This is a genomic window from Microbacterium sp. NPDC055455 (assembly GCF_053619935.1).
Window position 1 is genome coordinate 239,024 of sequence record NZ_JBSHLB010000003.1, and the last position, 26,630, is coordinate 265,653.

The 26,630-nt window shown below is 71.3% G+C and carries 28 protein-coding genes; 11 read left to right on the forward strand and 17 right to left on the reverse strand.

What is annotated here, in order from left to right; genetic code table 11:
* Window positions 1–96 precede the first annotated feature (96 nt).
* The gene (locus ACWGUG_RS10860; protein ID WP_378883553.1) at window positions 97–1,098 is read left to right on the forward strand and encodes an o-succinylbenzoate synthase; all 1,002 of its coding nucleotides are present in this window, start codon (window positions 97–99) and stop codon (window positions 1,096–1,098) included.
* Window positions 1,099–1,104: 6 nt separating this feature from the next.
* Here ACWGUG_RS10860 and ACWGUG_RS10865 read toward each other — a convergent pair whose 3' ends face one another.
* Entirely contained in the window at window positions 1,105–1,743 is a 639-nt protein-coding gene (locus tag ACWGUG_RS10865) for a TetR/AcrR family transcriptional regulator (protein ID WP_378883556.1), read from the reverse strand.
* Window positions 1,744–1,880: 137 nt separating this feature from the next.
* On the opposite strand from ACWGUG_RS10865, the gene ACWGUG_RS10870 reads away from it, so the two are divergent.
* Both ACWGUG_RS10870 and ACWGUG_RS10875 read left to right on the forward strand, forming a co-directional pair.
* Window positions 1,881–4,784, forward strand: coding sequence for an MMPL family transporter (locus ACWGUG_RS10870; RefSeq protein WP_378883559.1), 2,904 nt, complete (start codon window positions 1,881–1,883; stop codon window positions 4,782–4,784).
* Entirely contained in the window at window positions 4,781–6,823 is a 2,043-nt protein-coding gene (locus tag ACWGUG_RS10875; protein ID WP_452324672.1) for a YhgE/Pip family protein, read from the forward strand. The genes ACWGUG_RS10870 and ACWGUG_RS10875 overlap by 4 nt, the downstream gene beginning before the upstream one ends.
* Before the next feature lie 181 nt (window positions 6,824–7,004).
* Here the strand turns inward: ACWGUG_RS10875 and ccsB are convergent, their stop codons facing one another.
* The 9 genes from ccsB to ACWGUG_RS10920 all read right to left on the reverse strand — a co-directional run bounded on the left by ccsB (window position 7,005) and on the right by ACWGUG_RS10920 (window position 15,159).
* Window positions 7,005–8,087 (reverse strand): c-type cytochrome biogenesis protein CcsB, encoded by a 1,083-nt coding sequence (ccsB, locus tag ACWGUG_RS10880; RefSeq protein ID WP_452324673.1) that lies wholly within the window; start codon window positions 8,085–8,087, stop codon window positions 7,005–7,007.
* A gap of 4 nt (window positions 8,088–8,091) precedes the next feature.
* Entirely contained in the window at window positions 8,092–9,867 is a 1,776-nt protein-coding gene (gene resB, locus ACWGUG_RS10885; protein ID WP_452324674.1) for a cytochrome c biogenesis protein ResB, read from the reverse strand.
* On the reverse strand, window positions 9,848–10,678 hold the full coding sequence (locus ACWGUG_RS10890; protein WP_452324675.1) for a cytochrome c biogenesis CcdA family protein: 831 nt from the start codon (window positions 10,676–10,678) through the stop codon (window positions 9,848–9,850). Before ACWGUG_RS10890 ends, resB begins: the two co-directional genes overlap by 20 nt.
* Window positions 10,675–11,310, reverse strand: coding sequence for a TlpA family protein disulfide reductase (locus ACWGUG_RS10895; protein WP_452324676.1), 636 nt, complete (start codon window positions 11,308–11,310; stop codon window positions 10,675–10,677). The genes ACWGUG_RS10890 and ACWGUG_RS10895 overlap by 4 nt, the downstream gene beginning before the upstream one ends.
* The gene (locus ACWGUG_RS10900) at window positions 11,307–11,936 is read right to left on the reverse strand and encodes a histidine phosphatase family protein (protein ID WP_336394772.1); all 630 of its coding nucleotides are present in this window, start codon (window positions 11,934–11,936) and stop codon (window positions 11,307–11,309) included. The genes ACWGUG_RS10895 and ACWGUG_RS10900 overlap by 4 nt, the downstream gene beginning before the upstream one ends.
* 42 nt (window positions 11,937–11,978) lie before the next feature.
* Window positions 11,979–12,662 carry a DedA family protein gene (locus ACWGUG_RS10905; RefSeq protein ID WP_452324677.1) on the reverse strand — a complete coding sequence of 228 codons (684 nt, stop codon included), beginning with the start codon at window positions 12,660–12,662 and terminating at the stop codon, window positions 11,979–11,981.
* 141 nt (window positions 12,663–12,803) lie between these two features.
* Window positions 12,804–13,286 (reverse strand): DUF6264 family protein, encoded by a 483-nt coding sequence (locus ACWGUG_RS10910; RefSeq protein WP_452324678.1) that lies wholly within the window; start codon window positions 13,284–13,286, stop codon window positions 12,804–12,806.
* A gap of 20 nt (window positions 13,287–13,306) precedes the next feature.
* On the reverse strand, window positions 13,307–14,389 hold the full coding sequence (locus tag ACWGUG_RS10915; RefSeq protein ID WP_452324679.1) for a Gfo/Idh/MocA family protein: 1,083 nt from the start codon (window positions 14,387–14,389) through the stop codon (window positions 13,307–13,309).
* Entirely contained in the window at window positions 14,386–15,159 is a 774-nt protein-coding gene (locus ACWGUG_RS10920; protein WP_336394768.1) for a ThuA domain-containing protein, read from the reverse strand. The genes ACWGUG_RS10915 and ACWGUG_RS10920 overlap by 4 nt, the downstream gene beginning before the upstream one ends.
* Before the next feature lie 154 nt (window positions 15,160–15,313).
* Here ACWGUG_RS10920 and aspS point away from each other — a divergent pair, with 154 nt between their 5' ends.
* Window positions 15,314–16,654 (forward strand): aspartate--tRNA(Asn) ligase, encoded by a 1,341-nt coding sequence (aspS, locus tag ACWGUG_RS10925; RefSeq protein ID WP_452324680.1) that lies wholly within the window; start codon window positions 15,314–15,316, stop codon window positions 16,652–16,654.
* A gap of 15 nt (window positions 16,655–16,669) precedes the next feature.
* Here aspS and ACWGUG_RS10930 read toward each other — a convergent pair whose 3' ends face one another.
* From ACWGUG_RS10930 to ACWGUG_RS10950, 5 genes are all read right to left on the reverse strand, one after another.
* Complete coding sequence (locus ACWGUG_RS10930) at window positions 16,670–16,915, reverse strand: glutaredoxin family protein (protein WP_336394766.1); 246 nt, start codon at window positions 16,913–16,915, stop codon at window positions 16,670–16,672.
* A gap of 9 nt (window positions 16,916–16,924) precedes the next feature.
* On the reverse strand, window positions 16,925–17,218 hold the full coding sequence (locus tag ACWGUG_RS10935) for a rhodanese-like domain-containing protein (RefSeq protein ID WP_336394765.1): 294 nt from the start codon (window positions 17,216–17,218) through the stop codon (window positions 16,925–16,927).
* Between the two features lie 106 nt (window positions 17,219–17,324).
* Window positions 17,325–17,423, reverse strand: coding sequence for a 30S ribosomal protein bS22 (locus ACWGUG_RS10940; RefSeq protein ID WP_003792170.1), 99 nt, complete (start codon window positions 17,421–17,423; stop codon window positions 17,325–17,327).
* Between the two features lie 82 nt (window positions 17,424–17,505).
* On the reverse strand, window positions 17,506–17,697 hold the full coding sequence (locus ACWGUG_RS10945) for a helix-turn-helix domain-containing protein (RefSeq protein ID WP_336394762.1): 192 nt from the start codon (window positions 17,695–17,697) through the stop codon (window positions 17,506–17,508).
* 108 nt (window positions 17,698–17,805) lie between these two features.
* Window positions 17,806–18,735 carry a TetR/AcrR family transcriptional regulator gene (locus tag ACWGUG_RS10950; RefSeq protein ID WP_336394761.1) on the reverse strand — a complete coding sequence of 310 codons (930 nt, stop codon included), beginning with the start codon at window positions 18,733–18,735 and terminating at the stop codon, window positions 17,806–17,808.
* A 96-nt stretch (window positions 18,736–18,831) separates the two neighbouring features.
* On the opposite strand from ACWGUG_RS10950, the gene ACWGUG_RS10955 reads away from it, so the two are divergent.
* The gene (locus tag ACWGUG_RS10955) at window positions 18,832–19,761 is read left to right on the forward strand and encodes an ATP-binding cassette domain-containing protein (protein ID WP_336394760.1); all 930 of its coding nucleotides are present in this window, start codon (window positions 18,832–18,834) and stop codon (window positions 19,759–19,761) included.
* Window positions 19,758–20,555, forward strand: a complete 798-nt coding sequence (locus ACWGUG_RS10960; protein WP_452324681.1) for an ABC transporter permease — start codon at window positions 19,758–19,760, stop codon at window positions 20,553–20,555. Before ACWGUG_RS10955 ends, ACWGUG_RS10960 begins: the two co-directional genes overlap by 4 nt.
* 51 nt (window positions 20,556–20,606) lie before the next feature.
* On the opposite strand, the gene ACWGUG_RS10965 is transcribed toward ACWGUG_RS10960, so the two are convergent.
* The gene (locus ACWGUG_RS10965; protein ID WP_336394758.1) at window positions 20,607–21,020 is read right to left on the reverse strand and encodes an ArsR/SmtB family transcription factor; all 414 of its coding nucleotides are present in this window, start codon (window positions 21,018–21,020) and stop codon (window positions 20,607–20,609) included.
* Window positions 21,021–21,107: 87 nt separating this feature from the next.
* On the opposite strand from ACWGUG_RS10965, the gene ACWGUG_RS10970 reads away from it, so the two are divergent.
* Entirely contained in the window at window positions 21,108–22,556 is a 1,449-nt protein-coding gene (locus ACWGUG_RS10970; protein WP_378883594.1) for a TrkH family potassium uptake protein, read from the forward strand.
* Window positions 22,549–23,220 carry a potassium channel family protein gene (locus ACWGUG_RS10975; RefSeq protein WP_336394756.1) on the forward strand — a complete coding sequence of 224 codons (672 nt, stop codon included), beginning with the start codon at window positions 22,549–22,551 and terminating at the stop codon, window positions 23,218–23,220. Before ACWGUG_RS10970 ends, ACWGUG_RS10975 begins: the two co-directional genes overlap by 8 nt.
* A 46-nt stretch (window positions 23,221–23,266) precedes the next feature.
* Here ACWGUG_RS10975 and proC read toward each other — a convergent pair whose 3' ends face one another.
* Entirely contained in the window at window positions 23,267–24,112 is an 846-nt protein-coding gene (proC, locus tag ACWGUG_RS10980; protein ID WP_336394755.1) for a pyrroline-5-carboxylate reductase, read from the reverse strand.
* Between the two features lie 87 nt (window positions 24,113–24,199).
* On the opposite strand from proC, the gene ACWGUG_RS10985 reads away from it, so the two are divergent.
* The 3 genes from ACWGUG_RS10985 to ACWGUG_RS10995 all read left to right on the forward strand — a co-directional run bounded on the left by ACWGUG_RS10985 (window position 24,200) and on the right by ACWGUG_RS10995 (window position 26,549).
* Window positions 24,200–24,619: an ArsR/SmtB family transcription factor gene (locus ACWGUG_RS10985; RefSeq protein WP_336394754.1), complete on the forward strand. Its 420-nt coding sequence runs from the start codon at window positions 24,200–24,202 to the stop codon at window positions 24,617–24,619.
* A gap of 1 nt (window position 24,620) precedes the next feature.
* Entirely contained in the window at window positions 24,621–25,298 is a 678-nt protein-coding gene (locus ACWGUG_RS10990) for an SRPBCC domain-containing protein (RefSeq protein ID WP_452324682.1), read from the forward strand.
* Between the two features lie 138 nt (window positions 25,299–25,436).
* A complete protein-coding gene (locus ACWGUG_RS10995; protein ID WP_452324683.1) occupies window positions 25,437–26,549 on the forward strand; it encodes an alpha/beta hydrolase in 1,113 nt (370 codons plus the stop codon).
* Window positions 26,550–26,630: the final 81 nt, after the last annotated feature.

A 26,630-nucleotide genomic window follows, 5' to 3' on the forward strand; every position in this document is an offset into this window, starting at 1 on the left:
CGACACGATACTGTGTGTCACACAGTATCGTCAACCACACATTGTTCTGACGGGACTGCCCCGCGCGCGGACGAGGAGAACGGGCAGGATGGGGGCGTGAGCACTCCCGCACCCCTCCCTCCGCTCTCCGAGATCATCGCCGGCGCCCGCGTCGTGGCCCTGCCGCTCGTGACGCGGTTCCGCGGCGTCGACGTGCGGGAGGCCCTCGTCTTCGAGGGGCCCGAGGGCTGGAGCGAGTTCTCACCCTTCCTCGAGTATGGCGACGACGAGGCCGCGACGTGGCTCGCTGCCGCGATCGAGGATGCCTGGATGCCACGACCGCAAGCCCGCCGGGATTCCGTCGGCGTGAATGCGACGGTGCCGGCGGTGGACGCGGCATCCGTCCCCGCCGTTCTCGCACGGTTCGACGGCTGCCGGACCGCGAAGGTCAAGGTCGCCGAGCCCGGCCAGCGCCTGGCCGACGACGTCGCCCGCGTGCGCGCCGTGCGCGAGGAGATGGGGCCGGAGGGCCGCGTGCGGATCGACGCCAACGGCGCCTGGAACGTCGACGAGGCCGAGCGTGCCCTCCATGCGCTCGCCGAGTTCGACCTCGAGTACGCCGAGCAGCCCTGCGCGACCGTCGACGAGCTCGCGGAGCTGCGCCGGCGCGTGAAGTACATGGGCATCCCGATCGCCGCCGACGAGAGCGTGCGCAAGGCGGCCGACCCGCTCGCGGTCGCCCGCGCGGGCGCCGCGGACCTCCTCGTGATCAAGGCGCAGCCGCTCGGCGGCGTGCGGCGCGCGCTTGAGATCGTCGCCGAGGCGGGGCTGCCGGCGGTCGTGTCGAGCGCCCTCGACACGTCGGTGGGCCTGTCGATGGGCGTCGCCCTCGCGGCGGCGCTCCCCGACCTCGAGTACGACTGCGGGCTCGGCACGGCGTCGCTCTTGGCGGCCGACATCGCCGACCCGCCGCTCACCCCGCGCGACGGGGTTCTGCACGTCGGCCGCGTGAGGCCCGACCCGTCGCTGCTGGCCGCGCACGCGGCATCCGCCGACCGCACGCAGTGGTGGCTCGACCGCCTCGCGCGGTGCCACGCGATCCTCGCCGCAGCGGCCTGACCGCGGTCAGGCCGGATCGACCAGCGCGGTCGCGAGCCCCGCGGTGCGGTCGTTCACGAGCCGGTGCGTCTCGGCGGCGTCGAGGCCGGTCATGACGGCGTACGCCGACGCGTCCTCCCAGGTCTGCATGATGAGGCCCGCGAACTCGGCGGCCGGGAGCCGCAGCCGGAACCCGTACGACTGGGCGAGGCTCTCGATGAACGAGCCGACGCGCTCTGCCATGCCCTGCTGCCAGGCCACGTAGGTCTCGGCCAGCCGCGGGTCGCGCATGGCGCGGGTGCGGATCTCGCTGGTCAGCAGGATGCCCTGCTTGCGGTCGAACGCCACGTCCAGCAGCTGGCGCACCAGCGCGCCGGCCTCGAGGTTCTCCCCGCGGGACTGCAGCTCGGTGACGCGCTCGGCCACGGCATCGATCTTCTCGCCGGCGACGCGCTCGGTGAGGGCGAGCATCAGCTCGTCCTTCGTCTCGAAGTTCGAGTAGAAGGCGCCGCGGGTGAAGCCGGCGCGCTCGCAGATGGCTTCGACGGATGCCGCGTCCAGGCCGAGCTCGGCGAACACCTCGGCGGCGGCATCCAGCAGCTTCTGCCGCGTCGCCTCACGCCTCTTCGAGGTGCCGGACGCCTCGACCACGGGGGTGTCGCTCATCGGTCCTCTCCTCTTTCACCAGTCTCACACGGACTGTTCAGCTTCGGGCGCGCAACCCGCCTTACGATACACTCATGTATCCGATACAGCGCTGTATCGACAGATCCCGATCTTCCCACCCGTGAACCGGAGGCGCTGTGTCGACTCTTCTCTATGCGCTCGGACGCTGGGCATACCGCCACCCGTGGCGCGTGCTCGTCTCGTGGGTGCTGCTGCTGGCACTGGCCGGCGGCGGCGCACTGGTGTTCATGAAGGGGACCGACAACTCCTTCTCGATCCCCGGCACCGAGGCGCAGGAGGGCATCCAGCTGCTCGATCGCAGCTTCCCGCAGGCCAGCGGCACCAGCGCGCAGCTGGTGATCGTCGCCGCAGACGGTGACCGGGTCGATCAGGAGCCGTACGCCGCGGCGATCGACGACACCGTCGCGCACCTGGAGGACCTCGACGGCGTGATCGCCGTCACCGACCCGTTCGACGAGATGGTCACCGGGATGGTGTCGGACGACGAGTCGGCCGCGATCATCCGCCTGCAGTTCGACGGCCAGGCCACCGACGTCTCGGACGAGACGAAGGCCGGCCTGGAGGACGTCGCCGACGATCTGCGCTCGGCGCTGCCGGAGGGCTCGCAGGTCGCGATGGGCGGCGACCTGTTCTCGACCTCGGTCCCCGCGCTCTCGCTCATCGAGGCCGTCGGCGTGCTCATCGCGCTGTTCGTGCTGATCGTGACGTTCCGCTCGTTCGCGGTGGCGTGGTTCCCGCTGGTGTCGGCGCTGATCGGCGTCGGCCTCGCGATCGCGCTCATCTACGTGTCGACGGCGTTCGCGTCGATCTCGTCGACCACCCCGATGCTCGCCATCATGCTGGGTCTGGCGGTCGGCATCGACTACGCGCTGTTCATCGTGGCCAGGCACCAGGACCAGGTGCGCGCCGGCATCGAGCCGGAGGAGTCGGCGGCCCGCGCGACCGGTACGGCGGGCTCGGCGGTCGTCTTCGCCGGCGTGACCGTGCTGATCGCTCTCATCGGCCTCGGCTTCGCCGGCATCCCGTTCCTCACGACCATGGGCGTCGCGGCCGCCGTCGCCGTCGCCATCGCGGTGGTCGTCGCGATCACGCTGACCCCCGCACTGCTCGGCTTCGCCAAGAGCCGAGTGGCCGGCTGGGGGCACGGCCGGAAGCGCCGGGGGATGCCGCTCCCCGGCCGCTCACGGCCGGTCGGCGCCGCCGCCACCCCTGCCGCCGACGAAGCGGCGCAGGCTCCGGGGCGCCAGGCAGACGGCGCCTCGCCCGCGTCCCCCGCGGTGGCCGTGAAGAAGCCCAATCGCTGGGTGATGCTGGTGACCACGCACCCGCTGATCACGACGATCGCCGTCGTGGTGACCCTCGGGATCATGGCGATCCCCGCCGCGAGCCTCGGCCTCGCGCTGCCCAATGCCGGCGTGCAGCCGGAGTCGAGCCAGGCGCGGCAGGCGTACGACCTCACGGCCGAGCACTTCGGCCCCGGTGCGAACGGTCCCCTCATCATGACGGGCACGATCGTGACCTCGACCGACCCGCTCGGACTCATGGAGGACCTGGCCGCCGAGATCGAGCAGGTCCCCGGCGTCGAGGAGGTCGCGCTGGCGACGCCGAACGAGACGGCCGACACCGGGCTCATCCAGATCGTGCCCGAGACGGCGCCCGACGACCCCGCGACCGCCGACCTCGTCCGCGCGCTGCGCGACCTCGCTCCAGAGCTCGAGGACGAATACGGCGTCGACCTCCTCGTGACCGGCTTCACCGCCGTGGGCATCGACATCTCCGATCGCCTGGGCGCCGCCCTGCTGCCGTTCGGCGTCTTCGTCGTCGGCCTGTCGCTGGTGCTGCTGATGATCGTGTTCCGGTCGATCTGGGTGCCGATCAAGGCGGCGCTGGGCTACCTGCTGTCGGTCGCCGCGTCGTTCGGGGTCGTCGCCGCCGTGTTCGAGTGGGGCTGGGGCGCCGACCTCCTGCACGTCACCCGCACGGGCCCGGTCATCAGCTTCATGCCGATCATCCTGATGGGCGTGCTGTTCGGCCTGGCGATGGACTACCAGGTGTTCCTGGTCAGCCGCATGCGCGAGGACTACGTGCACGCACGCCGCGGCGCCGGCGGTCACGCCTCGCACAGCCGTCGCGACATCGCCATCGGGGCCGTGCGGTCCGGCTTCACGGCCTCGGCCCGCGTCGTCACCGCCGCGGCGATCATCATGTTCGCCGTGTTCGCGGCCTTCGTGCCCGAGGGCGACTCGTCGATCAAGCCGATCGCGTTGGGGCTGGCGGTCGGCATCGCCGTCGACGCCTTCCTCGTGCGCATGACGCTCGTGCCGGCGGTGATGACGCTGCTGGGCGACAACGCGTGGTGGATGCCACGGTGGCTCGAGCGGATCCTCCCCCACTTCGACATCGAGGGCGAGGCCGTCGAGCGGGAGCTCGCGCTCGCGTCGTGGCCGGAGCCCCACACGACGGCGGTCGTCGTCGGCGAGTCCGTCGGCGTCCGTGCCGACGCGGGTGGAACGGCCGGCGAGGTGGTCCTGTTCGAGGATGCCGCGTTCCGCGTGGAGCCCGGCGGTACCCTGATCGCCACCGGCGACCCGCGCGCCGCGCGCGCGTTCGCCCTCACGATCGCCGGCCGCTTGGCCCCCACCGACGGGCGCCTCCGTGTCGCGGGACACCTGCTGCCCGAGCGCGCGGCATGGGTGCGCGCGCACGTGGGCCTCGCCCTCCTCGGCGACGGCGACGAGCGCGTGCCCGCGCTGCGACGCGCTCTCGCCGGCAGGGCGAGCCTCGTCGTCATCGACGGGGTCGACACCCTGGACGCCGCCGAGCGCGACCAGGCCGCGGCGCTCCTGCGCGACGCGACGCAGTCGCTTCTCGATGACGCCCGCCTCACCCTCGTCCTGACCGCGCGCACCGAGAGCGCCGCACTCGCGCTCCTCGCGGACGCGCACCGGCCCGACGTCGCAGCGATCGCGCTGCGGGCGGGCAGCACACAGACCACTCGCTCCGCAGAGGTGAACGCATGACGCTTCCCATCGAACGCTCCCGCACGCGCCGGCCCGTCACCTGGCTGACGCTCATCGGCGTGCTGCTGCTCCCCGTCGTCATCGGCGGCATCCTCGTCGCAGCCCTCTACAACCCGGTCGAGCGCCTCGACGCCCTCACCGCGGCCGTCGTGAACGAGGACGAGCCGGTCACGATCGACGGACAGATGGTGCCGCTCGGCCGCCAGCTGACTGCCGGGCTCGTCGAGGGCTCGGACGAGCTCGACAGCAACCTCACCTGGAGGATCTCCAACGCCGAGGATGCCGAGGAAGGGCTCGCCGACGGCACCTACGCCGCCGTCATCACCATCCCCGAGAACTTCTCCGCCGCGGCGACGTCGACGCAGCCCGGCGAGACGCCCGAGCGGGCCACGATCGAGGTGACGACGCCGCCGGACAGCCTGATCGTGGACGACGCCATCACGGCGCAGGTCGCCACCGCCGCCGCGGGCACGATGGGCGCGCAGCTGTCGACCGTGTACCTCGAGAACGTGTTCCTCGGATTCACCACGCTCGGCGAGCAGCTCGGCAGCGCGGCGGACGGCGCGACACAGCTCGCCGACGGCGCCACGCAGGCCGCGGACGGCGCCGCCGAGCTGCCGGGCGGGATCACGGCGCTCGCCGACGGCACCGCACAGCTCTCGGACGGTGCGACGCAGCTCGCCGGCGGCGCCGGTCAGCTCGCGGGGGGCGCGAGCTCGCTGCAGTCCGGCCTCTCGACCATCGCGGGCAAGACGCGCGATGCCGCGGGCGGCGCGCAGCAGCTCGCCGACGGCGTGACCGGCGGCGCGACCGAGCTCGAGCAGACCGGGCTCGTCCCCGACGAGCTGTACGCGGGAGCCGACATGACCGCGACGCTCGCCGGCGACACGGAGGCGGCCGCCGCGAAGACGCTCGAACTCGCGAACAGGTGCTTCGCCGTCAGCAGCGACCCGCAGCTCTGCGTGGACCTCGTCACCCAGGCGACGATCACGCAGAAGACCGCCGAAGGTGCCGAGCAGGCGGCCCAGGGGACGGCGGGCGGGCTGCGCGCCTTCGACACCGGCGCCACCACCGAGTTCGCCGCCCAGTTCCGCGAGATCGCCGCGAACGTGTCCACACTGAGCGGCGGCCTCTCGCAGCTCGCGGGCGGCATCGACCAGTCCGCCGCCGGCGCGGGTGAGCTCGCGAGCGGCGCCGTCGGCATCCAGACCGGCGCGAACGGACTCGCCGCCGGCGCGTCGCAGCTCGCCTCCGGCGCCGACCAGGCAGCCGACGGCGCCACCAGCCTCGCCGACGGCGTGGCTCAGCTCGCGGACGGCACCGGAGAGCTCGCGAGCGGGCTGGCGACGGCATCCGATTCCATCCCCACCTACAGCGATGCCGAGGCGACGGATCTCGCCTCTGTCGTGGCGGACCCGGTCGAGGCGGAAGGCGTGGGCACCTCGCTGTTCGGCGCGTCGGCCGTTCCGCTGCTGGCGACGCTGGCGCTGTGGTTCGGCGGCCTGGGCACGTTCATCGCACTGCAGGCGGTGTCACGCCGCGCACTGACCTCGCGGGCGCCGTCGGCGCTGCTGGCGCTGCGCTCGTTCGCACCGGCCGCCGGCATCGGCGCGCTGCAGGGATTCCTCGTCGGCGGCGTGGTCCAGCTCGCGGCGTCGTACTCGTGGGCGGAGTGGACGGTCTTCACGCTGGTCTGCGTCGTCGCGGGCATCGCGTTCGCCGCGGTGAACCAGGGCTTGGTTGCGGTGTTCGGCGGTGCCGGCCGGTGGGTCTCGGCGCTCGTGGGCACGTTGGCGATCGCGACCGGAGTGGTCTCCACGGTGCCCGGCGTCCTCGCCGGCGTCGCCGCGCTGATGCCCACGACGCCCGCGTACCAGGGCATGGTCGCGGCGCTCACGTCGGCGTCGGGGCTGGGCGCGGCGATCGTCGGGCTGGTCGTGTGGACGCTGCTCGGGCTGGGGGCGACGATCCTCGTCGTCGCTCGCCGCCGCAGCACCTCGGCGCAGGATCTGGTCAAGGCCGTGCCCGCCGCGGCCTGACCCGCGCGCACGAAGGCCCGCGACCCCAAGGTCGCGGGCCTTCGTCATGTCAGGGGTGCGTCAGCACCGATTCGCCGGGCGGGTCCTCGGGCCCGCGCTCCTGCCGCTGTCGCCGACCTGCTGCGCGGAGCCAGCCGGGTTGACATCAAGACGCCGGGAGGCGAGGGGCACGATCAGGGAGTCAGCTCAGGCCGGAATAGGCGTGGAGGCCCTTGAAGAACATGTTCACGATGGTGAAGTTGAAGATCACGGCCGTGAAGCCGATGATCGACAGCCACGCGGAGCGCGCCCCGCGCCAGCCGCGCGTCGCTCGGGCGTGGATGTAGCCGGCGTACAGCACCCAGATGACGAAGGTCCACACTTCCTTGGTGTCGAAGCCCCAGTAGCGGCCCCACGCGTCGTTGGCCCAGATGGAGCCGGCGATCAGGGTGAACGTCCAGAAGATGAAGCCGAGGATCGCGAACCGGTACGCCAGCGACTCCAGGGCGTCGGCGCTCGGAAGCGTGCGGAGGAACCCGGGGCCGGTCTTGACCGTCCCGCTCTCGCCGGCGCCGTCGCGCGCCGCACGGTCGGCGGCAGCCACCTTGCGCTCGCGGCGGCCCTGCATGAGCTGCAGCACCGAGAGCCCGAAGGCGAGGGCGAACAGCGCTGTGGCCAGCGACGCGACGAAGACGTGGATGACGAGCCACACCGACTTCAGCGGATCCATGAGCGGGACGATGTCGGTGTAGAACCAGATCGCCGTGCCGCCCAGCAGAATGACCGTGAGGCCGGTGATGAACGTCCCGAGGAACCGCAGGTCGTAGCGGAACAGCACCCCGAGGTACACCGCGACGATGAGGAGCGTGCCGGTGAGGGCGAACTCGTACATGTTCGACCACGGCACGCGGCCCGCCGCGATCCCGCGGGTGACGTCTCCGCCGAGGTGGAACAGGAAGCCGAGCACGGTCAGGGAGGTGCCGATGCGCGCCCACACGAGGCGCTGGCGGCGGCCGACGGGGGCGTTGAGCGCCGCCTCCGACGCGACCTCCTGATCGCGGAGCCGCTGGACGGGACCCGAGCGGTCCGCACCGGCGCCGCCGGCGGCGACGAGCTGACGCTCGCGCACGCTGCGGGCTGCGGCATCCCTCGAGTCGACGGCGACCGCACCGCGGCGGGCGAGGTCGACGGCGTACCCGATGAAGGCCAGCGCGTAGACCGCGATGGCCGTCCAGACCAGGAGCACCGAGACCGAGTCGAGCGAGAACGAGGAGGCATCGGGCATGGGCTCAGTCTACTTCCGGGGTTGATTCAGGCCTCGGGCTCCGGTCGGGCGCGGACGAGGCGGCGGGGGCGGCCAGCGACGCGAGATGCTGCTGGGCGAGCTGGGCGACCGCTGCGTCGAGGGTCGGGTCCTCGCCGCGGGCGAGGCCGGCGTACTCCAGCCGGACCGTGTGGCCCTCGGTCGTGGCCTTGACCCACATGCGACGGCGGGGGACGAAGAGGGCGGCGAGCAGTCCAGCGGTTGCGAGCGTCGCGAACACGAGCACCCAGGTCGCCGACGCGTCCCGGTGGATCGACAGCGACACGTAGCGCTTGACGGACTCCTTGAAGTCGGCGGCGCCCTCCCCGGACTCGTCGTCGAACGAGATCGAGCCCAGCCCGTCGGGCAGGTCCACCGTCTCGCCGGGCATGAGCGCCAGCGCCTGCGTACCCGAGTCGCCGCCGGCGAGCTGCGTCATCTCGCTCGGATCCAGCGTGTACACCGACCGGGGGACGCCGTCGTTGATGCCGAGATCGCCCGAGTACACCCAGAACGTGAGCATCGGGTACTCGAGGTCGCCGTACACCGACGTGAACGCGCCGTTGGTGAGCTCCTGCGCGGTCGGGTAGAAGAACCCGACCAGGCCGACCTGCTCGCGCAGTCCGTCGGGCACCTTCACGACGCCCTGCGAGGTCATGTTGTTGTCCTGCGGCAGGAAGGGCACCGGCTCGGAGAACACGACCTCGCCGTCGGTGTCGCGGATCGTGATCGTCGGGGCGTAGCCGTTGCCCATGAGGTAGATGCGGTCGCCGGCGATCTCGAGCGGATGGTTCACCCGCACCTCGCCCTGCGCGGCGTCGGCGTCGGGGAACTGCGTCGTCAGGTGCGCGACGAAGTCCCCGGCCTGCCCCGCGCCCTGCTGCCCCGGAGCCACGTACGACAGCGAGAACTCGTCGAGCGTCAGCGCGTACGGCTCGAGCGCGTCCTCGTCGACGAAGCGCCCGGGGTTGAAGGACGTGTAGTCGAGCATCGTGTTGACCCACGTGCGGCCTTCGATGATGACCGTCTGCCCGGTGTAGGTGAAGCCGCCGCCGATGCCGACCGCGAGCAGGACGCCGACCAGCGCGCCGTGGAAGACGAGGTTGCCCGTCTCGCGCAGGTAGCCGCGCTCGGCCGACACCGACGTCGTCCCGGCCGCGTCGTACCGCTCGACCCGGTAGCCGGCCTTGCGCAGCTGCTGCCGCGCGGCGTCGATCGCGGTCGACGCGCCGGCGGCGGCCTCCTCGGCACCCGCGAACTCCAGGACCTCGGAGCGGTGCGCGTCCAGCCGCGACAGTCGGGCGGGGGTGCGAGGCGGCTGAGCCCGCATGGCCTTGTAGTGGTGCTTCGTGCGCGGGATGACGCACCCGACGAGCGAGATGAACAGCAGGATGTAGATCGCCGAGAACCAGGGCGACGTGTAGACGTCGAAGAGGCTCAGGTTGTCGAGCACGGGCGCGAGGTCGGGGTTGTCGACGAAGTACTGGCGGACGCCGTTCGGGTCGGCGCTGCGCTGCGGCACCAGCGACCCGGGCACGGCCGCGATCGCGAGGAGCAGCAGCAGCACCAGTGCCGTGCGCATCGACGTGAGCTGCCGCCATCCCCAGCGGAGCCAGCCGACCACGCCCAGTGCGGGCTGCTCGACGTCCGAGGCCGCCGCCGGCGCGTCGCCGTCGGCGTGGTCCGAGGGACGCAGGGTCCCTTCGACGGGCTCGGCGGGCGATGACGGGCCCGCCGGCGACTCAGAGCGGGGCCGGGACACTCGCGAACACCCCCTGCAGCTGAGCCATGATCGCCGTCCAGACACCCGTCACCATCAGCAGGCCGAGCACGACCAGCAGTGCGCCGCCGACGAGGTTGACCACGCGGATGTGGCGCCGCACGAACGACACCGATCTGGTCGCCCACCCGAAGCCGAGAGTGAGGAGCAGGAACGGGATGCCGAGGCCCAGCGAGTACGCGACACCGAGGAGCGCGGCGCGCGCGGCGGAACCCGAGTCGAACGCCATCGTGAGGATGACGGCGAGCGTCGGGCCGATGCACGGCGCCCAGCCGATCCCGAGCGCGACGCCCAGCAGCGGGGCCCCGATGAGCCCGAGGTTGCCGCGCACCTGCGGGCGCGCGATCCGCTGCGCGACCCCGAGCCAGCCGATGAAGACCAGGCCCATGGCGATGATGACGACGCCCAGGATGCGCGTGATGACCTCGGCGTACTCGACCAGGAAGCGGCCGAGCGTCCCGCCGAGCATCGCGATGCTGACGAACACCACGGTGAAGCCCGCGATGAACAGGACGACGCCGAGCACGAGCCGGCCGCGGCCGGGTCCTTCGACGACGTCCGGCGCCGGCGCGCCGGCCGCCGCAGCGCCGGTCCCGGTTCCCGTCGCCGAGGCCGTCGAGGCTCCCACCGTCACCGCGGCGGGACGCGGGCTCACCGCGCCGCCGATGAAGCCGAGGTAGCCCGGCACGAGCGGCAGCACGCACGGCGAGAGGAACGAGATCGCCCCGGCGAGGATGGCGATCGGGATGGCGACGAGGAGCGACCCGTCGGCCACCAGCGCGCCGATGCTCACGTCTCCTCCAGCGTCTCGCGCACCAAGGTCTCGAGGATCGACGCGTCATCGATCTGTCCGACCAGGCGTGCCGCGACGCGGCCGTCCTTGTCGAGCACGAGCGTGACCGGGACGGCGTTCAGCGGCGTCTCCCCCGCGAACGCGAGCTTGATCGAACCGTCCTCGGTGGCCAGCGCGCTCGGGTACCCGACGCCGTACGTCGACGCGAACGCCCGCGACGCCTCCGCGCCGTCGTACAGGTTCACCCCGAGGAACGACACGTCCTGGCCCTCGAACGCGGCATCGGCGGCGGCGAGCTCGGGGGCCTCGACGCGGCACGGCGCGCAGCCGGCGTACCAGAAGTTCACGACGAGCACCTGGCCGGCGTAGTCGGCGCTGGATGCGGTGCCGCCGGTGTCGAGGACGGCCTCGAAGTCGACCGGGTCGGTGCGCTCCGCGGCCGGGATCTCGACCACGCGGAAGCCGTCGGCGGCGACGAAGCCCTTGTTGTCACCCGAGCGGTACTGCTCGGCCAGCGGGTCCTCCGAACACGCCGCCAGCCCGGCGATCAGCCCGATGGCCAGGAGCGCGGATGCCGCAGCCCGCGCCCTCGCTCCGCGACGCGTCGTCCGCGGCCGGTGCCCGGTGGTCATACCGCCCCCACATCCACGGCGCCGGCCGTCGACGCCGGCTCCGCGTAGGCGGTCTCGGTCCACTTCCCGTCGACCATCTCGAAGCTCGTCACGCTCGACAGCGCACAGCGTCGCGCGCGAGGGTCGTGGCGCAGCGGGAGGCCCGCCACGGCGAGGTGGGTGATCCAGATGGGCAGCTGGTGCGAGACGACCACGACATCGCCCCCGTCGGCCGAGTCCCATGCGTGGGTCATCGCCGAGTTCATGCGGCCGACGACGTCGGCGTACGGCTCTCCCCAGCTGGGCAGCGCGGGCTTGCTCAGGTGCCGCCAGTTCCACGGATTGAGGAGGGCCATCATCATGCGCTTGCCCTCGAAGACGTTGGTGGGCTCGATCACACGCTCGTCGAGCACCGGCTCGAGCCCGAACAGTTCGGTGAACGCCTCGGCCGACTCCTGCGTGCGCTGCAGCGGCGAGGAGACGAGTGCCGAGACGGGGCGTTCGAGCGACTGCAGGTACTCGGCCGCCTGGCGGGCCATCCGACGCCCGTCCGCGCTCAGCCCGAATCCCGGAAGTCGACCGTAGAGCACGCGTCGGGGGTTGTGGACCTCCCCGTGACGCACGAGATGGAGGCGGTCGGCGGGCACCGCACCAGTCTACGTGCGCCGGTTCTGTGGGGCGGCTGAGCGTCAGTCCAGGTCCGGCTCGGCGCTTCCCGCGCGCTCGCCGAGGAGCGCACGGATGCGCACGACGAGGAACCAGCCGACCGCGAGCACCGTGACGCCGATGACGACGTACTGGAGGAGGTCGGCGTACCGCTCGACGATGTGCCACGACTCTCCGAGGAAGTAGCCCGACAGCACGAAGATCGAGTTCCACAGCAGGCTGCCGGCCGCGGTCAGCAGCGTGAAGCGCCACACCGGCATCCTCGTGATCCCCGCCGGGATCGAGACGAGGCTGCGGAAGATCGGGATCATCCGCCCGAAGAACACCGCCTTGCCGCCGTGCCGGCCGAACCAGGCCACGGTGCGGTCGATGTCCTCGGGATGCAGCAGCGGCACCTTCGCGGCGATCGCGCGCAGGCGCCCCAGCCCCAGCCACACCCCCAGTCCGTACAGGAGGAGCGCGCCGATCACGGAGCCCGCCGTGGTCCACACGAGCGCCTCCACGAGCGAGAAGGAGCCTCGGCTGGCGGCGAGCCCGGCCATCGGCAGGATGACCTCGCTCGGAAGCGGCGGGAAGAGGTTCTCCAGCGCGATGGCGACGCCGGCTCCGACCGGTCCGATGATCTCCATGAGCGACACGGCCCAGTCGGAGAGCGTGGTGAGCCACGAACCGTCGGTCGTCGCTGCGGTCGTCGTCGCGGTCGTCATTCGTCGGATCCCGTCCGTCGGTGGCATCTGGTGGCGGCGGCCGCGGCCCGTCCGGGCGCGACTCCTCCACGCTACGGAAGGAACATGGGCGAAACCCGGGGGCTGGCCCCCCGATCGCCGTGGGGGATGCCTGAGCCGCCGTCAGACGCCGGCTTCGGGCACTCCCGCGGCGGTCACGGTGAAGGCCAGCACGAGGGAGAGCACGATGAGCGCCGCACCGGCCAGCGGCACCCAGAATGCGAGGCGGCGCTTGACCATGAGCACGATGGACACGATCGCGGTCGCCGCGAAGGCCACCCACGGCAGGATCATGCCCATGAGCCAGCCCAGCGTGATCAGATCGGTGCTGCAGTCGCGGACGCCGCACGGGTCCGACGCCATCACGAGGAACATCCCCATGAAGGACGCGAGGCCGGCCAGCACGGCGTCGCCGACCAGGAGGATGATGGTGATGACCACGTCGAGGGTCCTCACGGGCGGTTTCGCCGGTAAGGGGGCGGCGTGGGGCCCGCCGGGATACGCGCCTGTCATGCCGGACCTCCAGCCGTCTCGCGAACGCCTCGCATGGATCGGAGGATAGCTCCTGCGCGGGCGGGCGGGCGACCCAGGCGGTCGGCAGCGCATCGCACCCCGGCGACCCGGCGTCAGCGGGGCGGAGCGCCACCCCAGGACGCGACCAGGTCCGCGGTGGCGTCGTCTCCGGCCGTCCGCGCGCTCTCGACGCACGCTGCCGCCGCCTGAGCGAACACCTCGTCGAATCTCGCCGGGGCACCCGAGCGTGCGGACGCGACCGCCGCCTCCACCATCGCCAGGCTCCAGATGTTCGATCGGATCTCGCCCGAAGGAGCCGGCCCGCCCTCGAGCGCGTCGAGGAATTCGGCGAGGGCGGCGTCCAAGCCCTCGGGCTCGTCCGCCGGTTGCCGCATCCGCACCGGTCCATCGCCGTCCTGCGCGCGCACCGACGTCTCGCCGTCCCACTCCACCGAGCCGCCGGCCGCGCTCGCCCGCCAGGCGCCGTTCCACGACGTCGTGAGCCCGTCCGCGCACCAGCTGCCGGAGTAGCCGAACCTCGCACCGTCCTCGAAACGGAAGACCGCGTGGGCCGCCGCCCCGCCGCGGTACCAGCTCCATGGCGGCGAGAACTCGTCGCAGAAGACGGACTCCGGTTCGCTGCCGAGCACGAAGCGCGCCTGATCGAACGTGTGGATGGCCATGTCGACGAGCAGCGGCGATTCCATCTCGTCGCGGAAGCCGCCGAAGCGCGGGTTCTGGAAGAACGCCGCGTCCAGCTGGGCGGCGCCGCCGTATGCCGCCACGGCGTCTCTGAACGCCCGCAGCCCCGGCGAGTGCCGCCGGGACTGGCTCGTCGCCAGCAGCGTGCCGCACTGCTCGCTGATGGCGGCGAGCGCCAGCGCGTCGGCCACCCGCGGCGTCACCGGCTTCTCGCTGAGCACCGGGACCCCGGCACGCAGAGCGGCCTCGCTGACCGCGCGGTGGGCGTCGGGGACGGTGACGTTGAGAAGCAGGTCCGGCCGGTCCCCCGTCGCCAACGCCTCCTCGACGGTCGCGACGCACGGGACGTCCCAGCCGCGCTCGCGTGCCGCCTGCTGCGCCGACGCGACCGACAGGTCCACCACCGCACCGACCCGCAGATCCGGCCGTCGGGCGACCGTGTCCATCCACGCGCGGCCCATCGCACCCGCGCCGACCAGGACGACCTGCCTCATCGAAGCTCCTCCCCGTCCCACGAGCGGGGCGTCGCGAACTCTCCGGTGCGGTGCATGGTCAGGCGCGGAACCTCGCGCGGCCTGTCCTGGAACGCCCAGCCGGCCGCGTTGCCGAGCACGCGCTGGATCTCGGGCTGGTGGTAGACGGGGTAGTCCTGGTCACCGGGCGAGAAGTAGAAGATGCGTCCGCGGCCGCGCGAGAACGTCATCCCCGAGCGGAACACCTCTCCCCCGGAGAAGCTCGAGACGAACACCAGCTCGTCGGGCGCCGGCACATCGAAGAACTCGCCGTACATCTCCTGCGCCGGAATGACGATCGGATGCGGCACGCCGGCCGCGATCGGATGCGTCGGCGCGACCGTCCAGACCAGCTCGCGGTCCTCGCCTTGGCGCCAGCGGAGGCTGCAGGTGGTGCCCATGAGGCGGATGAAGATCTTCGAGAAGTGCCCCGAGTGCAGCACCACGAGCCCCATGCCGCCCAGCACGGCGCGATGCACCCGTTCCACGACCGCGTCGTCCACGGCGTCGTGCCGCGCATGCCCCCACCAGAAGAGCACATCGGTGTCGGCCAACCGCTCCTCGGTGAGCCCGTGCTCGGGCTGGTCGAGCGTCGCCGTGTCCACGACGGCGTCGGCGCCGAGGACGGCCCGCAGGCCCGCGGCGATCGTCGCGTGCATGCTGTCGGGGTACAGGCGCTGCGTCGCCTCGTCGTGCTTCTCATGGTGGTTCTCGCCCCACACCAGGACCTTCATCGGACGCGACTGCGTCATTCCGTCTCCTCCGGCTCGATACCGTCCACATGCCACACCGTCGGCGGAGCGCGGCCGGGGACGACACGCCGATCTCCTCGCTGAGAGATCTCGGTACGCTCGTTCCTCGCTACTCGATCTTGACCCGCTGCGGGTCAACGTAGACTTGTCGACCGTGACTGAACGCGTCCTCGTCAACCAGCTGCAGGGTCTCTCCGACGGCCCCGTCTCCGTCTCCGGGTGGGTCGAGACCGTCCGCGACCAGAAGAAGGTGCAGTTCGTCATCCTTCGCGATGAGACGGGCGCGGTGCAGCTGGTGAATCCGGCGACGCGCCCGGCGGAGGACGGCTCGGAGCAGGATGCCGCGGCCCTCGCCCTCACCGAGACGATCTCGAACCTCGCGACGGGCACGTTCCTGACCGTCCGCGGCGAGCTGAAGCACGACGAGCGCGTCAAGCTCGGCGGCGTCGAGATCAAGATCTGGAGCCTCGACATCGCGGCCGCTGCGCTGCCCGAGACCCCCATCGCCGCCGACAGCGGCATGGACAAGCGCATGGACTGGCGATTCCTCGACCTCCGTCAGCGCCGCAACAACCTGATCTTCCGCGTGCAGACGACCCTCGAGCACGCCTTCCGCACCTACTGGATCGAGCGCGACTACATCGAGGTGCACTCGCCGAAGCTCATGGCCTCGGCATCCGAGTCCAATGCGGAGCTCTTCTCGCTGGAGTACTTCGGCGAGCAGACGGCGTACCTCGCGCAGTCCCCGCAGTTCTTCAAGCAGATGGCCCAGGTCGCCGGCTTCGGCAAGATCTTCGAGATCGCGCCCGCCTTCCGCGCGGACCCCTCGTTCACCTCGCGCCACGCCACCGAGTTCACCTCGATCGACGCCGAGATCAGCTGGATCGACTCCCACGAGGACGTCGCCCGTATGCAGGAGGAGCTGCTACAGGCAGGCTTCCAGGCCGTCAAGGACAAGCACGGCGCCGAGATCGAGGAGCTCTTCGGCGTCGAGGTGCAGGTGCCCGCGATCCCGTTCCCGCGCATCCCGCTCGCCGAGGCCCGCGAGATCGTCAAGAGCCGTGGCTACGAGATCCCGCGCACCGACGGCGACCTCGACCCCGAAGGCGAGCGGCAGATCTCCGCGCACGTCGAAGAGACGTACGGCCACCAGTTCGTCTTCATCACCGACTACCACCCCGAGATCCGCGCGTTCTACCACATGCGCGACGAGGAGACCGGGCTGACGAAGTCGTACGACCTCCTGTTCAAGGGTGTCGAGATCACGACCGGCGCGCAGCGCGAGCACCGCGTCGACGTGCTCATCGAGCAGGCGCAGGAGAAGGGCCTCGAGCCCGAGCACCTGGACTTCTACTTCGACTTCTTCCGCTACGGCGCCCCGCCCCACGGCGGGTTCGGCATGGGTCTCGCCCGCGTGATGATGCTGCTGCTGGGCGAGTCGTCCATTCGCGAGGTCACCTACCTCTTCCGGGGCCCCACCCGCCTCGCTCCCTGAGGCGGATGCCGCGGCTCAGCCGGCGAGCGCCGCGCGCAGGCGGTCGGGCGACACGCGCCAGTGGCCGTGCAGCTCGCCGTCGATGAGCACGACCGGGATCTTCTCCCACCACTGCGCGTACAGCGCCGGGTCGTCGGCGATCGACAGCTCCTGGATGTCGACGGCGTCCTCGGGCAGCTCGGCGACGACGGTCTCGACCACCTCGCGGGCCACGTCGCACAGATGGCAGTCGGGCTTGCCGATGAGGGTGACGGTGGTCATGCCGGCCGCTCAGCGCTCGACGGGAAAGCCCGAGGCGACCCAGTCGTTGGTTCCGCCGTCGACGTTCGTGGCGTCGTAGCCGCGAGCCTCGAGGGCCTCCACGACCCGGCCGGAGCGGCCGCCCACCGCGCAGATGACGTCGAACGCGCCGTCGGGGAGTTCGTCGAGCCGGCCGCCGATGGCCGACATCGGGATGTTGATCGCGCCGGGCACGTGGCCGGCGGCGAACTCGTCGACCTCGCGGACGTCGATCAGCGGAACGCCGGTGCGCTCGCGCAGCTGCTGGACGGTGATGGACTTCATCGATGCCTCTCGGGACGCGGATTCCGGATACACGAAGCGCCCCCTTCCGACGGTTGCTGGGCTTGTCGAAGCGCAGCGCCGTGGGGGCGCTTGGTGCGGATGCCGCTTACTTCTTGTTGCGGCGCTGGTGGCGAGTCTTGCGAAGCAGCTTGCGGTGCTTCTTCTTCGCCATGCGCTTGCGGCGCTTCTTGATGACAGAACCCACGGAGAACCTCACTATGTCGGGGTCTGGGCGCGGCGTGTGCGCACCCGGGAACGGGCAGATACGGAAAATGCCTCGGAACAGTCTAGCCGACGTCGGCGATCGGCCGTTGCAGGGCCTCGGTCACCGCCGTCTCGGGCACGCGATAGCTGCGACCGAACCGGACGGCCGGCAGTTCGCCCGAGTGGACGAGGCGGTAGACCGTCATCTTGGACACCCGCATCAACTCGGCGACCTCGGCCACCGTGAGGAAGCGCACATCAGGCAGTTCCGCCATGTCGATCCCCTTCCCCAGAAGTACTGCGATCACTTTAGACCGCCGCGGACCGGCGTGTAAACCGGGGCTGCTGTGAACTGCTGTGACGGATGGTGCTGGTGAGCGCCGTCATGCATCGGAGCGCTGGCGGGCGCGACGATCCCGCGCCTCGCGCGCGACCTGCCGCTCCATCTTCCGGGCATCGCGCAGCGCCTTCTCGGCCGCCCGCACCGCCCGCTGCGCCTCCCGGTACCGCTTGTCGTCGACGAGATCCGCATCGTCGGGAGCGAACCAGGACTCGCGGGGCGGGCGCTGCCCCTCCCCGATCGCCTGGATGTAGCCGCCTACGCCGTCGAGCCCGCGCGCGAGCGCGAACGAGAACGGATCGGACTCGTCCAGGAACGCCCCGGCCTCGATCGCGGCGCGCAGCTCGGGATACGCGTCGGCCGTGATCAGGGCTCGGAACAGCGCGTCCTCCTTGCGGGCGATCTCGTCGTCGCGAAGTCCCTGCTCGCGCTCCACCCGCGCGTAGGCGGCCAGCACCGTCCCCGCCCAATGCGCGGTGCCCGTGACGAGCAGCATCACGGCGAGGCGCTCTTCGTACGACAGCGGGGTGTCGGCGAGCGCGCTGAGGCCGGCATCCATCCACGCGGCGCTGTTCGGCGTCGCCGGCACGCCCGAGATCGGGATCTCGAGCACCCAGGGGTGGGCGAGATAGTGCTGCAGCTGCTCGCGGTACAGCGCCTCGAGCCGTTCCCGCCAGCCCCCCGCGGTCCGCGTCGCCTCCGAGGGTGCACCGGTGGCCTCCTCCTGCATGAGCAGCATGAGGTCGTCCTTGGCGCTGACGTAGCGGTACAGCGACATGGGCGTGAATCCGAGGCGGGACGCGACCGCAGCCATCGACACGGCGCCGAGACCGTCGGCGTCGGCGATCTCCACCGCCGCCTCGACGATGCGCTCCACGCTCATCTCGCGCTTCGGCCCCCGCTGCGGACTCGCGGCGATGCCCCACGCCAGGGCGATGCCGCGCGGGAGCTCGGGCTCGACTGCGTCCGTCATGCGGTCAGTCTAAGACTGTTTATGTTGTACACCTCATGATCGTGTGATACACAGTTAGTCGCATAAACAGTTTACGACGTACTCGAAAGGAACCTCATGCACTCCCCTGCCGCTCCGCCGGTCATCGTCGCCGACGGGCTCCGCAAGACGTTCGGCCGCGAGCGCGTCCTCGACGGCGTCAGCTTCGCCGTGGGCCGGGGCGAGGTCTTCGCCCTCCTGGGTCCGAACGGCGCCGGCAAGACCACCACCATCAATGTGCTGACGACGCTCGTCCGCCCCGATGCCGGCACGGCCGGCGTCGCCGGCTTCGACGTGACCCGCGAGCCCGAGCAGGTGAAGCGGCGCATCAGCCTGACCGGCCAATCCGCCGCGGTCGACGACGCCCTCACCGGCACCGAGAACCTGGTCATGCTCGGCCGCCTGTCGGGCCTGAACCGCCGCGCTGCCCGTGCCCGCGCCGCCGAGCTCCTGGAGCGATTCGGATTGACGGATGCCGCGACCCGCCGCGTCGGCGCCTACTCCGGTGGCATGCGACGGCGGCTGGACCTGGCGCTCAGCTTCGTCGTCGCGCCCGAGGTGCTCTTCCTCGACGAGCCCACGACGGGACTGGACACCCGCAGCCGTCGCGAGCTGTGGGACGTCATCCGCTCCCTCGCCGACGCGGGCACCACCGTCTTCCTCACCACCCAGTACCTCGAGGAGGCCGATCAGCTGGCCGACCGCGTCGCCGTGCTCGACGGCGGTCGGGTCGTCGCCGGTGGCACCGCCGCAGCGCTCAAGTCCCGCATCGGCGGCGACACCGTCGAGGTGCACGACCCGCAGGGCGCCCTCGTGCGCGAGGTCCCCACCGACGGCTCGGTCTCGGGCCTCCGCCGGGCCCTGGACGTGCTCGACGAATCCGGCGCCGAGGGCATCGTGACCCTCCGGCGGCCGAGTCTCGACGACGTCTTCCTCGCCCTCACCTCGCCCGACGGCCGCGGCGCACCGGGCGTCCGGCACTCCGACACCGCCAAGGAGCTCGCATGACCGCCCTCGCCCCTGTCCCCGCCCTCCGCTCCCGCATCTCCGGCCTGACCGCCGAGAGCGTCTTCGTCGGCCGGAGCCTGCTGCACTCGCTGCGGGACGGCGAGTCGCTCGTCATGGCGATCATGCTGCCGGTGCTGCTCATGGTGCTCTTCACCTACGTCTTCGGCGGCGCGATCGATCCGACGGGCGGCTACGTGGACTACGTGGTGCCGGGCATCATCCTGCTGTGCGCCGGCTTCGGCGCGGCGTCGACGGCGGTGTATGTCGCCAACGACATGAAGGCCGGGATCATCGACCGGTTCCGCACCATGCCCCTCCGGGCGAGCGCCGTGCTCACCGGCCACGTGGTCGCCAGCCTGCTGCGCAACCTGCTGGCCACCGGCGTCGTCATCGGCGTCGCGCTCCTCGTCGGCTTCCGTCCCACGGCCGGCGCGTGGGGCTGGGTGGGTGCGATCGCCCTCATCGCGCTGTACATCCTCGCGATCACCTACCTGTTCGCCGCGATCGGCCTGGCGGCAGGCAGCCCAGAGGCCGCGAACGGCTACGGGTTCATCATCCTGTTCGTGCCGTACCTCTCGAGCGCCTTCGTGCCGGTCACGACCATGCCGGAGTGGCTGCAGTGGGTTGCCGAGAACCAGCCGGTGACGCCCATCATCGAAGCGCTGCGCAGTCTGCTGCTGGGCACGCCGATGGACGACAACGCCTGGTGGGCCGTGGGCTGGTGCCTGGCGATCCTCATCGTCTCGTTCGCCTGGGGAGCCTGGCTGTTCCGGCGCAAGGCAGGACGGCGCTGACCGGCGCTGCGCCGGGCGACGACCGACGGCGGCCTCAAGGTTTGTCGCAGGTCACCGACCGGGCAGACGCTTGAGCGCGTTCTCCAGGGCGTGCTTGGCCGACGCCGCTGCGCGGCCGACGACCTCCGCCGCGTGAGCAGCGCTGTCCGGCAGCGCAGCGGCGGCGCCGTCGTCGGGCACGGCGGCGCCGTTGTCGTCGAGGAAGGGGACGAGCCAGTCATCGACCTCGTCGAGCGGGGCGGCGGACAGACTGTAGTAGCGGTGCTGGCCCTCTTCGCGCACCGACACCAGGTGCGCGTCGCGCAGCACCTTGAGGTGCTTCGAGACGGTCGGCTGGCTGGCTCCGAGCTCTGTGACGATGTGCGAGACGCTGGTGCCCCGGTCTCCGGCGGATGAGCGGTCGAGGAGGAGTCGCAGGATGTCGCGACGCGTTCTGTCCGCGATCACGTCGAAGATGTCCGCCATAGGCTCAGAGTAGTCGGGACCCCAGCGGAGTACCATGATGGCGCCCCGCGCCCGTCGACATGGGGTCGCACTGCACGAGGAGACCACATGACGGATGGCAGGCGAGGCGCCGCCGTCACCCCTGCGGCCCGGCTTCGCAGCGCCGGCCGCGGTGTCAAGGAGTACTTCCGCGAACTGACCCAGCGCTCCCCGGCACGGTTCGCCATCATCATCTTCCTGTCGCTGATCCTCGTCTTCACGGGCCTCTTCTCGCTGCCGATCGCCTCCGCGACCGGCGAGGTGACGCCCTTCGCCGACGCGTTCTTCACGGCCGTCTCGACGATCTGCGTCACAGGCCTGGCCACCGTCGACATGGCGACGCACTGGTCGCCGTTCGGCCACGTGCTGGTGTTCGTGGGCGTGCAGATCGGCGCGCTGGGCGTGCTGACGATGGCATCGATCCTGGGCCTGGTGATCTCGCGCCGTCTCGGGCTGCGCGCGAAGCTGATGGCCGCGAGCGACTCGAACCCGCTGCGCACCCACGGCGGTCCGGTCAACGAGGGCCAGACGGTGCAGCTCGGCCAGATCGGCAGCCTGCTGGCCACCGTGGCGCTGTCCACCCTCGTCATCGAGGCGATCATCGCCGTCCTCCTCTTCCCCGGCCTCATCCTCGCGGGCGTGCCGTGGAACGCGGCACTGTGGGAGGCGCCGTTCTACGCGGCGATGGCGTTCACCAACACGGGCTTCACGCCCAACGCCGAGGGCCTGGAGCCGTTCCGTCACGACTACTTCTTCCTGACGGCGCTGATGGCGGGCGTCTTCCTCGGCTCGATCGGCTTCCCGGTCATCTACACGCTCCGCCGCGAGCTCTGGCACGTGCGCCGCTGGTCGCTGCACGCCAAGCTGACGCTCATCACGACGGTGCTGCTGTTCTTCCTGGGCGGAGCCGTCTTCCTCGTGCTCGAGTACGACAACCTGCTGACCCTGGGCACCGAGGACGCCTGGGACACCACGTTCCAGGCGTTCTTCCTCTCCGCCATGACCAGATCCGGCGGGTTCGCGATCCTCGACATCGGCGAGCTCAACCAGTCCAGCCTGCTGGTCGGCTGCATGCTCATGTTCGTCGGCGGCGGCTCGGCGTCCACGGCAGGCGGGATCAAGGTCACCACGCTCGCGGTGATCGCGCTCGCCGTCGTCTCGGAGGCCAAGGGACGCGCCTCCAACCAGGTGTTCGGCCGGCGCATACCCAGCGACGTGCTCCGGGTGGCGCTGTCGGTCGTGGCGTGGGGATCGACGATCGTCGCGCTCTCGACCATCATCATCACGCAGATCACGAAGGCCGATCTCGGAGACGTGCTGTTCGACGTCATCTCCGGCTTCGCCACCGTCGGGCTGTCGACGGGGCTCACCGCGGAGCTGCCGGATCCGGCTGTGTATGTGCTGGCGATCACGATCGTCATGGGACGCGTTGGTACAGTGACTCTCGCAGCGGCGGTGGCCGCGGCATCCCGTTCGCAGTTGTACTCGCTTCCTGTCGAAAGGCCGATCGTTGGTTGAGCGGATCAGGGGCGACGCGCCCGTCCTCGTGATCGGACTCGGTCGCTTCGGCGCCGCCTGCGCCGGAGAGCTCGACCGCCTCGATCGGGAGGTGCTCGCGATCGACGAGAGCCTGGACCTCGTGCAGAAGTGGTCCGAGCGCGTGACGCACACCGTGCAGGCCGACGCCCGCAACATCGATGCGCTCAAGCAGATCGGCGCCCAGGAGTTCCAGGTCGCCGTCGTCGCCGTGGGCTCATTGATCGAGGCCTCGGTGCTCATCACGGCCAATCTCGTCGACCTGAAGGTGCCGCAGATCTGGGCGAAGGCGGTGTCGCAGTCGCACGGCAAGATCCTCGCCCGCGTCGGCGCGAACCACGTCATCTACCCCGAGCGCGAGGCCGGCGAGCGCGTCGCGCACCTCGTGAGCGGCCGCATGCTCGACTTCATCCGCTTCGACGACGACTTCGCGCTGGCCAAGCTCTACCCGCCGAAGTTCATCCGCGGCGTCGGACTGAACGAGTCGGGCGTGCGCACGAAGTACAACGTCACGGTTGTCGGCGTGAAGAGCCCGGGCAAGCCGTTCCGCTACGCGGAGGCCAACACCGTGGTCACCAACCACGACCTGATCATCGTGTCGGGCACGAACTCCGACATCGAGAGGTTCGCCGCGCTCGAGCGCTGATCCACGGCGGTCCCGCACTCAACCGCGCGACCTCTCGGCATCGCGCTCACGCGCCGGCGGCGAGCTCCTTCGCGCGGGCGAGTGCGGCATCGGTCGCGTCCGCGAACACCTCGTCCAGGCGCGCCTCTTGCAGGACGGCGATCGCGCGCTCGGTCGTGCCCTTAGGGCTCGTCACGCGCCGGCGCAGCTCGGCCGGATCGTCGGCGGATGCCTCGAGCAGGGCAGCCGCACCGATGAAGGTCTGCTCCGCCATCACCCGGGCTTCGGCCTCGGCGAAGCCCTTGCCGATCGCGGCCTTGGTGAACTCCTCCACCAGCAGGAAGAAGTACGCCGGGCCCGACCCCGAGATCGTCGACAGGGCGTCGATCCGGGACTCCGGGACCTCGACGACGGTTCCGACGGTCTCGAACAGCCGGCGTGCGACGTCGAGGGCGGCGGCGTCCGCGCGGGGCCCCGCCGCGAGCCCCGTCACCGCGCGGCCGACCACCGCCGGGGTGTTCGGCATCGATCGCAGCACCGCGATCCCGGTGCCGAGGATCTGCTCGAACGTCTCGATGGTGACCCCGGCGGCGAGGCTCACCACGATCGTCCCCGGGCGCACGGCCGGCGCGATCTCACGCAGCAGGTCGGGCACCATGGCCGGCTTCACGCCCACGAGGATGACGTCGGCGGCGGCCGCGGCATCCGTGTTCCCCGTCGCGTCATCCTCCAGCGCGACGCTCGTCACCGCCTCGAGCCCGTCCAGCTCGGCGGCCTTCGCGCGCGAGCGGTTCGTCGCGGTGACGCCCGCCCCGGCGAGCCCCGAGCGCGAGAGACCGCGGGCGATGGCACCGCCCATCGAGCCGGCGCCGAGGATCGCGATGGGAGGGAGTGCCGGAGTGTCGGATGCCATGGCGTCATCCTACGAGCGCAGGCCCGTGGGCGGGCGGGCACGAAGATCACTGTTGACTTATATAAGTTCGCGCGCAATGATGGAGCCGTGCACGCGCTCGACGTCCTCGGCGATCCGGTCCGCCGACGCATCCTCGAACTCCTCGCGGAGGGCGAACTCAGCGCCGGCCGGATCGGCGAAGAGGTCCAGCGCGAGTTCGGCATCTCGCAGCCGGCCGTCTCGCAGCACCTCCGCGTGCTGCGAGAGGCGGGATTCACGACCGTCCGCCCCGACGGCACGCGGCGCCTCTATGCGATCGACCCCGCGCCGCTGGAGGACGCGGCGGCGTGGTTCGACCCGTTCCGTCGCTTCTGGCAGCCGCACCTGGACGCGCTGGCGACGGAACTGGCGCGTGGTCGCAGAGAGCGGCGCCGCGCCGCCGCAGGGACGGACGCCGCGGAGCCGGATGCCGAACCCGGGCAGTCCGAGAAGGCAGACGAGTCAGGAACAGACGAGAAGGAGGACTGACATGGTCGACGTACAGGCGCAGGTCGCCGCAGTGACGCGAGAGGTCGCGAGCGAGGAGATCGACGGGTTCCCGTCGCGGGTGCAGACGCTCGCGCAGACGTACCCCTCCCCCATCGATGACGTGTGGGACGCGGTCACGACGGCACCCCGCATCGCCCGGTGGTTCCTCCCGGTCTCGGGCGACCTCGCGCTCGGGGGCCGGTACCAGCTCGAGGGGAACGCCGGCGGCGTCGTGCAGGAGTGCGCGCCGCCCTCGGGCGGCCGGGCACACTTCAAGGCGACGTGGGAGTTCGGCGGCGGCGTGACGTGGCTGACGGTGCGGCTGACGGCGGAAGGGGCGGATGCCACCCGCCTCGAGCTCGAGCATGTCGCCCGCACCGAGGACGTCCCCGAGGGGTTCTGGGAGATGTACGGCCCCGGCGCGACCGGCGTCGGCTGGGACGGCGGGATGCTGGGCCTGGCCCTGCACCTGGCCGGAGCCGGCGACGGCCCGACCCCGGAGCAGGCGGAGGCCTGGGCGGTCACGGACGAGGGGCAGGCGTTCTACCGTGCGGCGGCGGACGGCTGGGCCACGGCGCACGCCGCCGACGGCGCGGACCCCGAGACGGCCCGTCGCGCCGCCGACAGCACGTTCGCGTTCTACACCGGGCAGAGTGCCGGCGGCGACGGAATGGCGTGAGCCCGGCACGCGCTCGTGCGCCGGCGCGCGCGTGTCGTGGCATCCGCACGCCGAAGTCGATTGCGCGCGGCGCGGGCCGGTCTATTCTCATGAGTGCGGGGACGCAGAGGCCCCCGCAGGACGTGGGAGGCACCCGACATGACCCTCTTCGACGGCATCACCGCACGCCGCGTCGAGACGCCCGATCTGACCGTCAACGTGCTCGAACGCGCCGGCGACGATCCTGCGACGCCTCCCGAGCGGACGGTGGTCTTCGTCCACGGAAACGTGTCGTCGTCGCTGTTCTGGCAGCAGACCATGCTGGATCTGCCGACCGATCTCCGCGCCGTCGCGATCGACCTCCGCGGCTACGGCAGCACCGAGCACGCTCCGATCGACGCGACCCGCGGCGTCCGCGATTTCAGCGACGACGTCCGTGCGACGCTCGAGGCGCTGGAGATCCCGACCGCGCACTTCGTGGGCTGGTCGATGGGGGCCGGGGTCATCATGCAGTATGCCCTCGAGCACCCGGTGCTGAGCCTCACCCTGGAAGCGCCGATCTCGCCCTACGGGTTCGGCGGCACGCGCCGGGACGGCAGCCGTCTGACCGACGACGACGCCGGCTGCGGCGGCGGCACCGTCAACCCCGACTTCGTGCAGCGGTTGATCGATCACGACACCGGCGACGAGGCGCCGACGTCGCCGCGCAGCGTGTTCCGGTCGGGATACGTCGCGCCGGGCTTTGCGACCGAGCATGAGGACGTGTGGGTGGAGTCGATGCTCACCACGTCCACCGCCACCGGCAACTACCCGGGCGATTCGATCTCCAGCGAGAGCTGGCCCGGATTCGCCGCGGGCGGGATCGGCGTGCTCAACACGATGACGCCGGGCCACTTCGATGTGTCGGGGATCGTCGACCTCGACCCGAAGCCGCCCGTGCTGTGGATCCATGGCCGTCTCGACCCGATCGTGTCGGACTCGTCGTTCTACGACTACAACAACCTGGGCAAGCTGGGGATCGTCCCCGGCTGGCCGGGCGACGAGATCGCACCGCCGCAGCCGATGGTGTCGCAGACCCGCGACGTGCTGGCGCGGTACGCCGACGGCGGCGGGGAGGTCATCGAGCTCGACCTCGAGGACGTCGGCCACACGCCGCACCTCGAGCGTCCGGGGCAGTTCCGGCACGCGCTGCTCGAGGTGATCGGATACGTCGGGCACCCGAGCGACCCGGCCCCGCCGACCGAGGCCATCATCCTGCGCTCGTCCGACTGACGCGAGGGGCGCCGGCCACGCAGCCCCTCGGCTCGCCTGACACGGAGCGGGGCGCGACGCAAGGGGTTCGGGGCGCGGCGT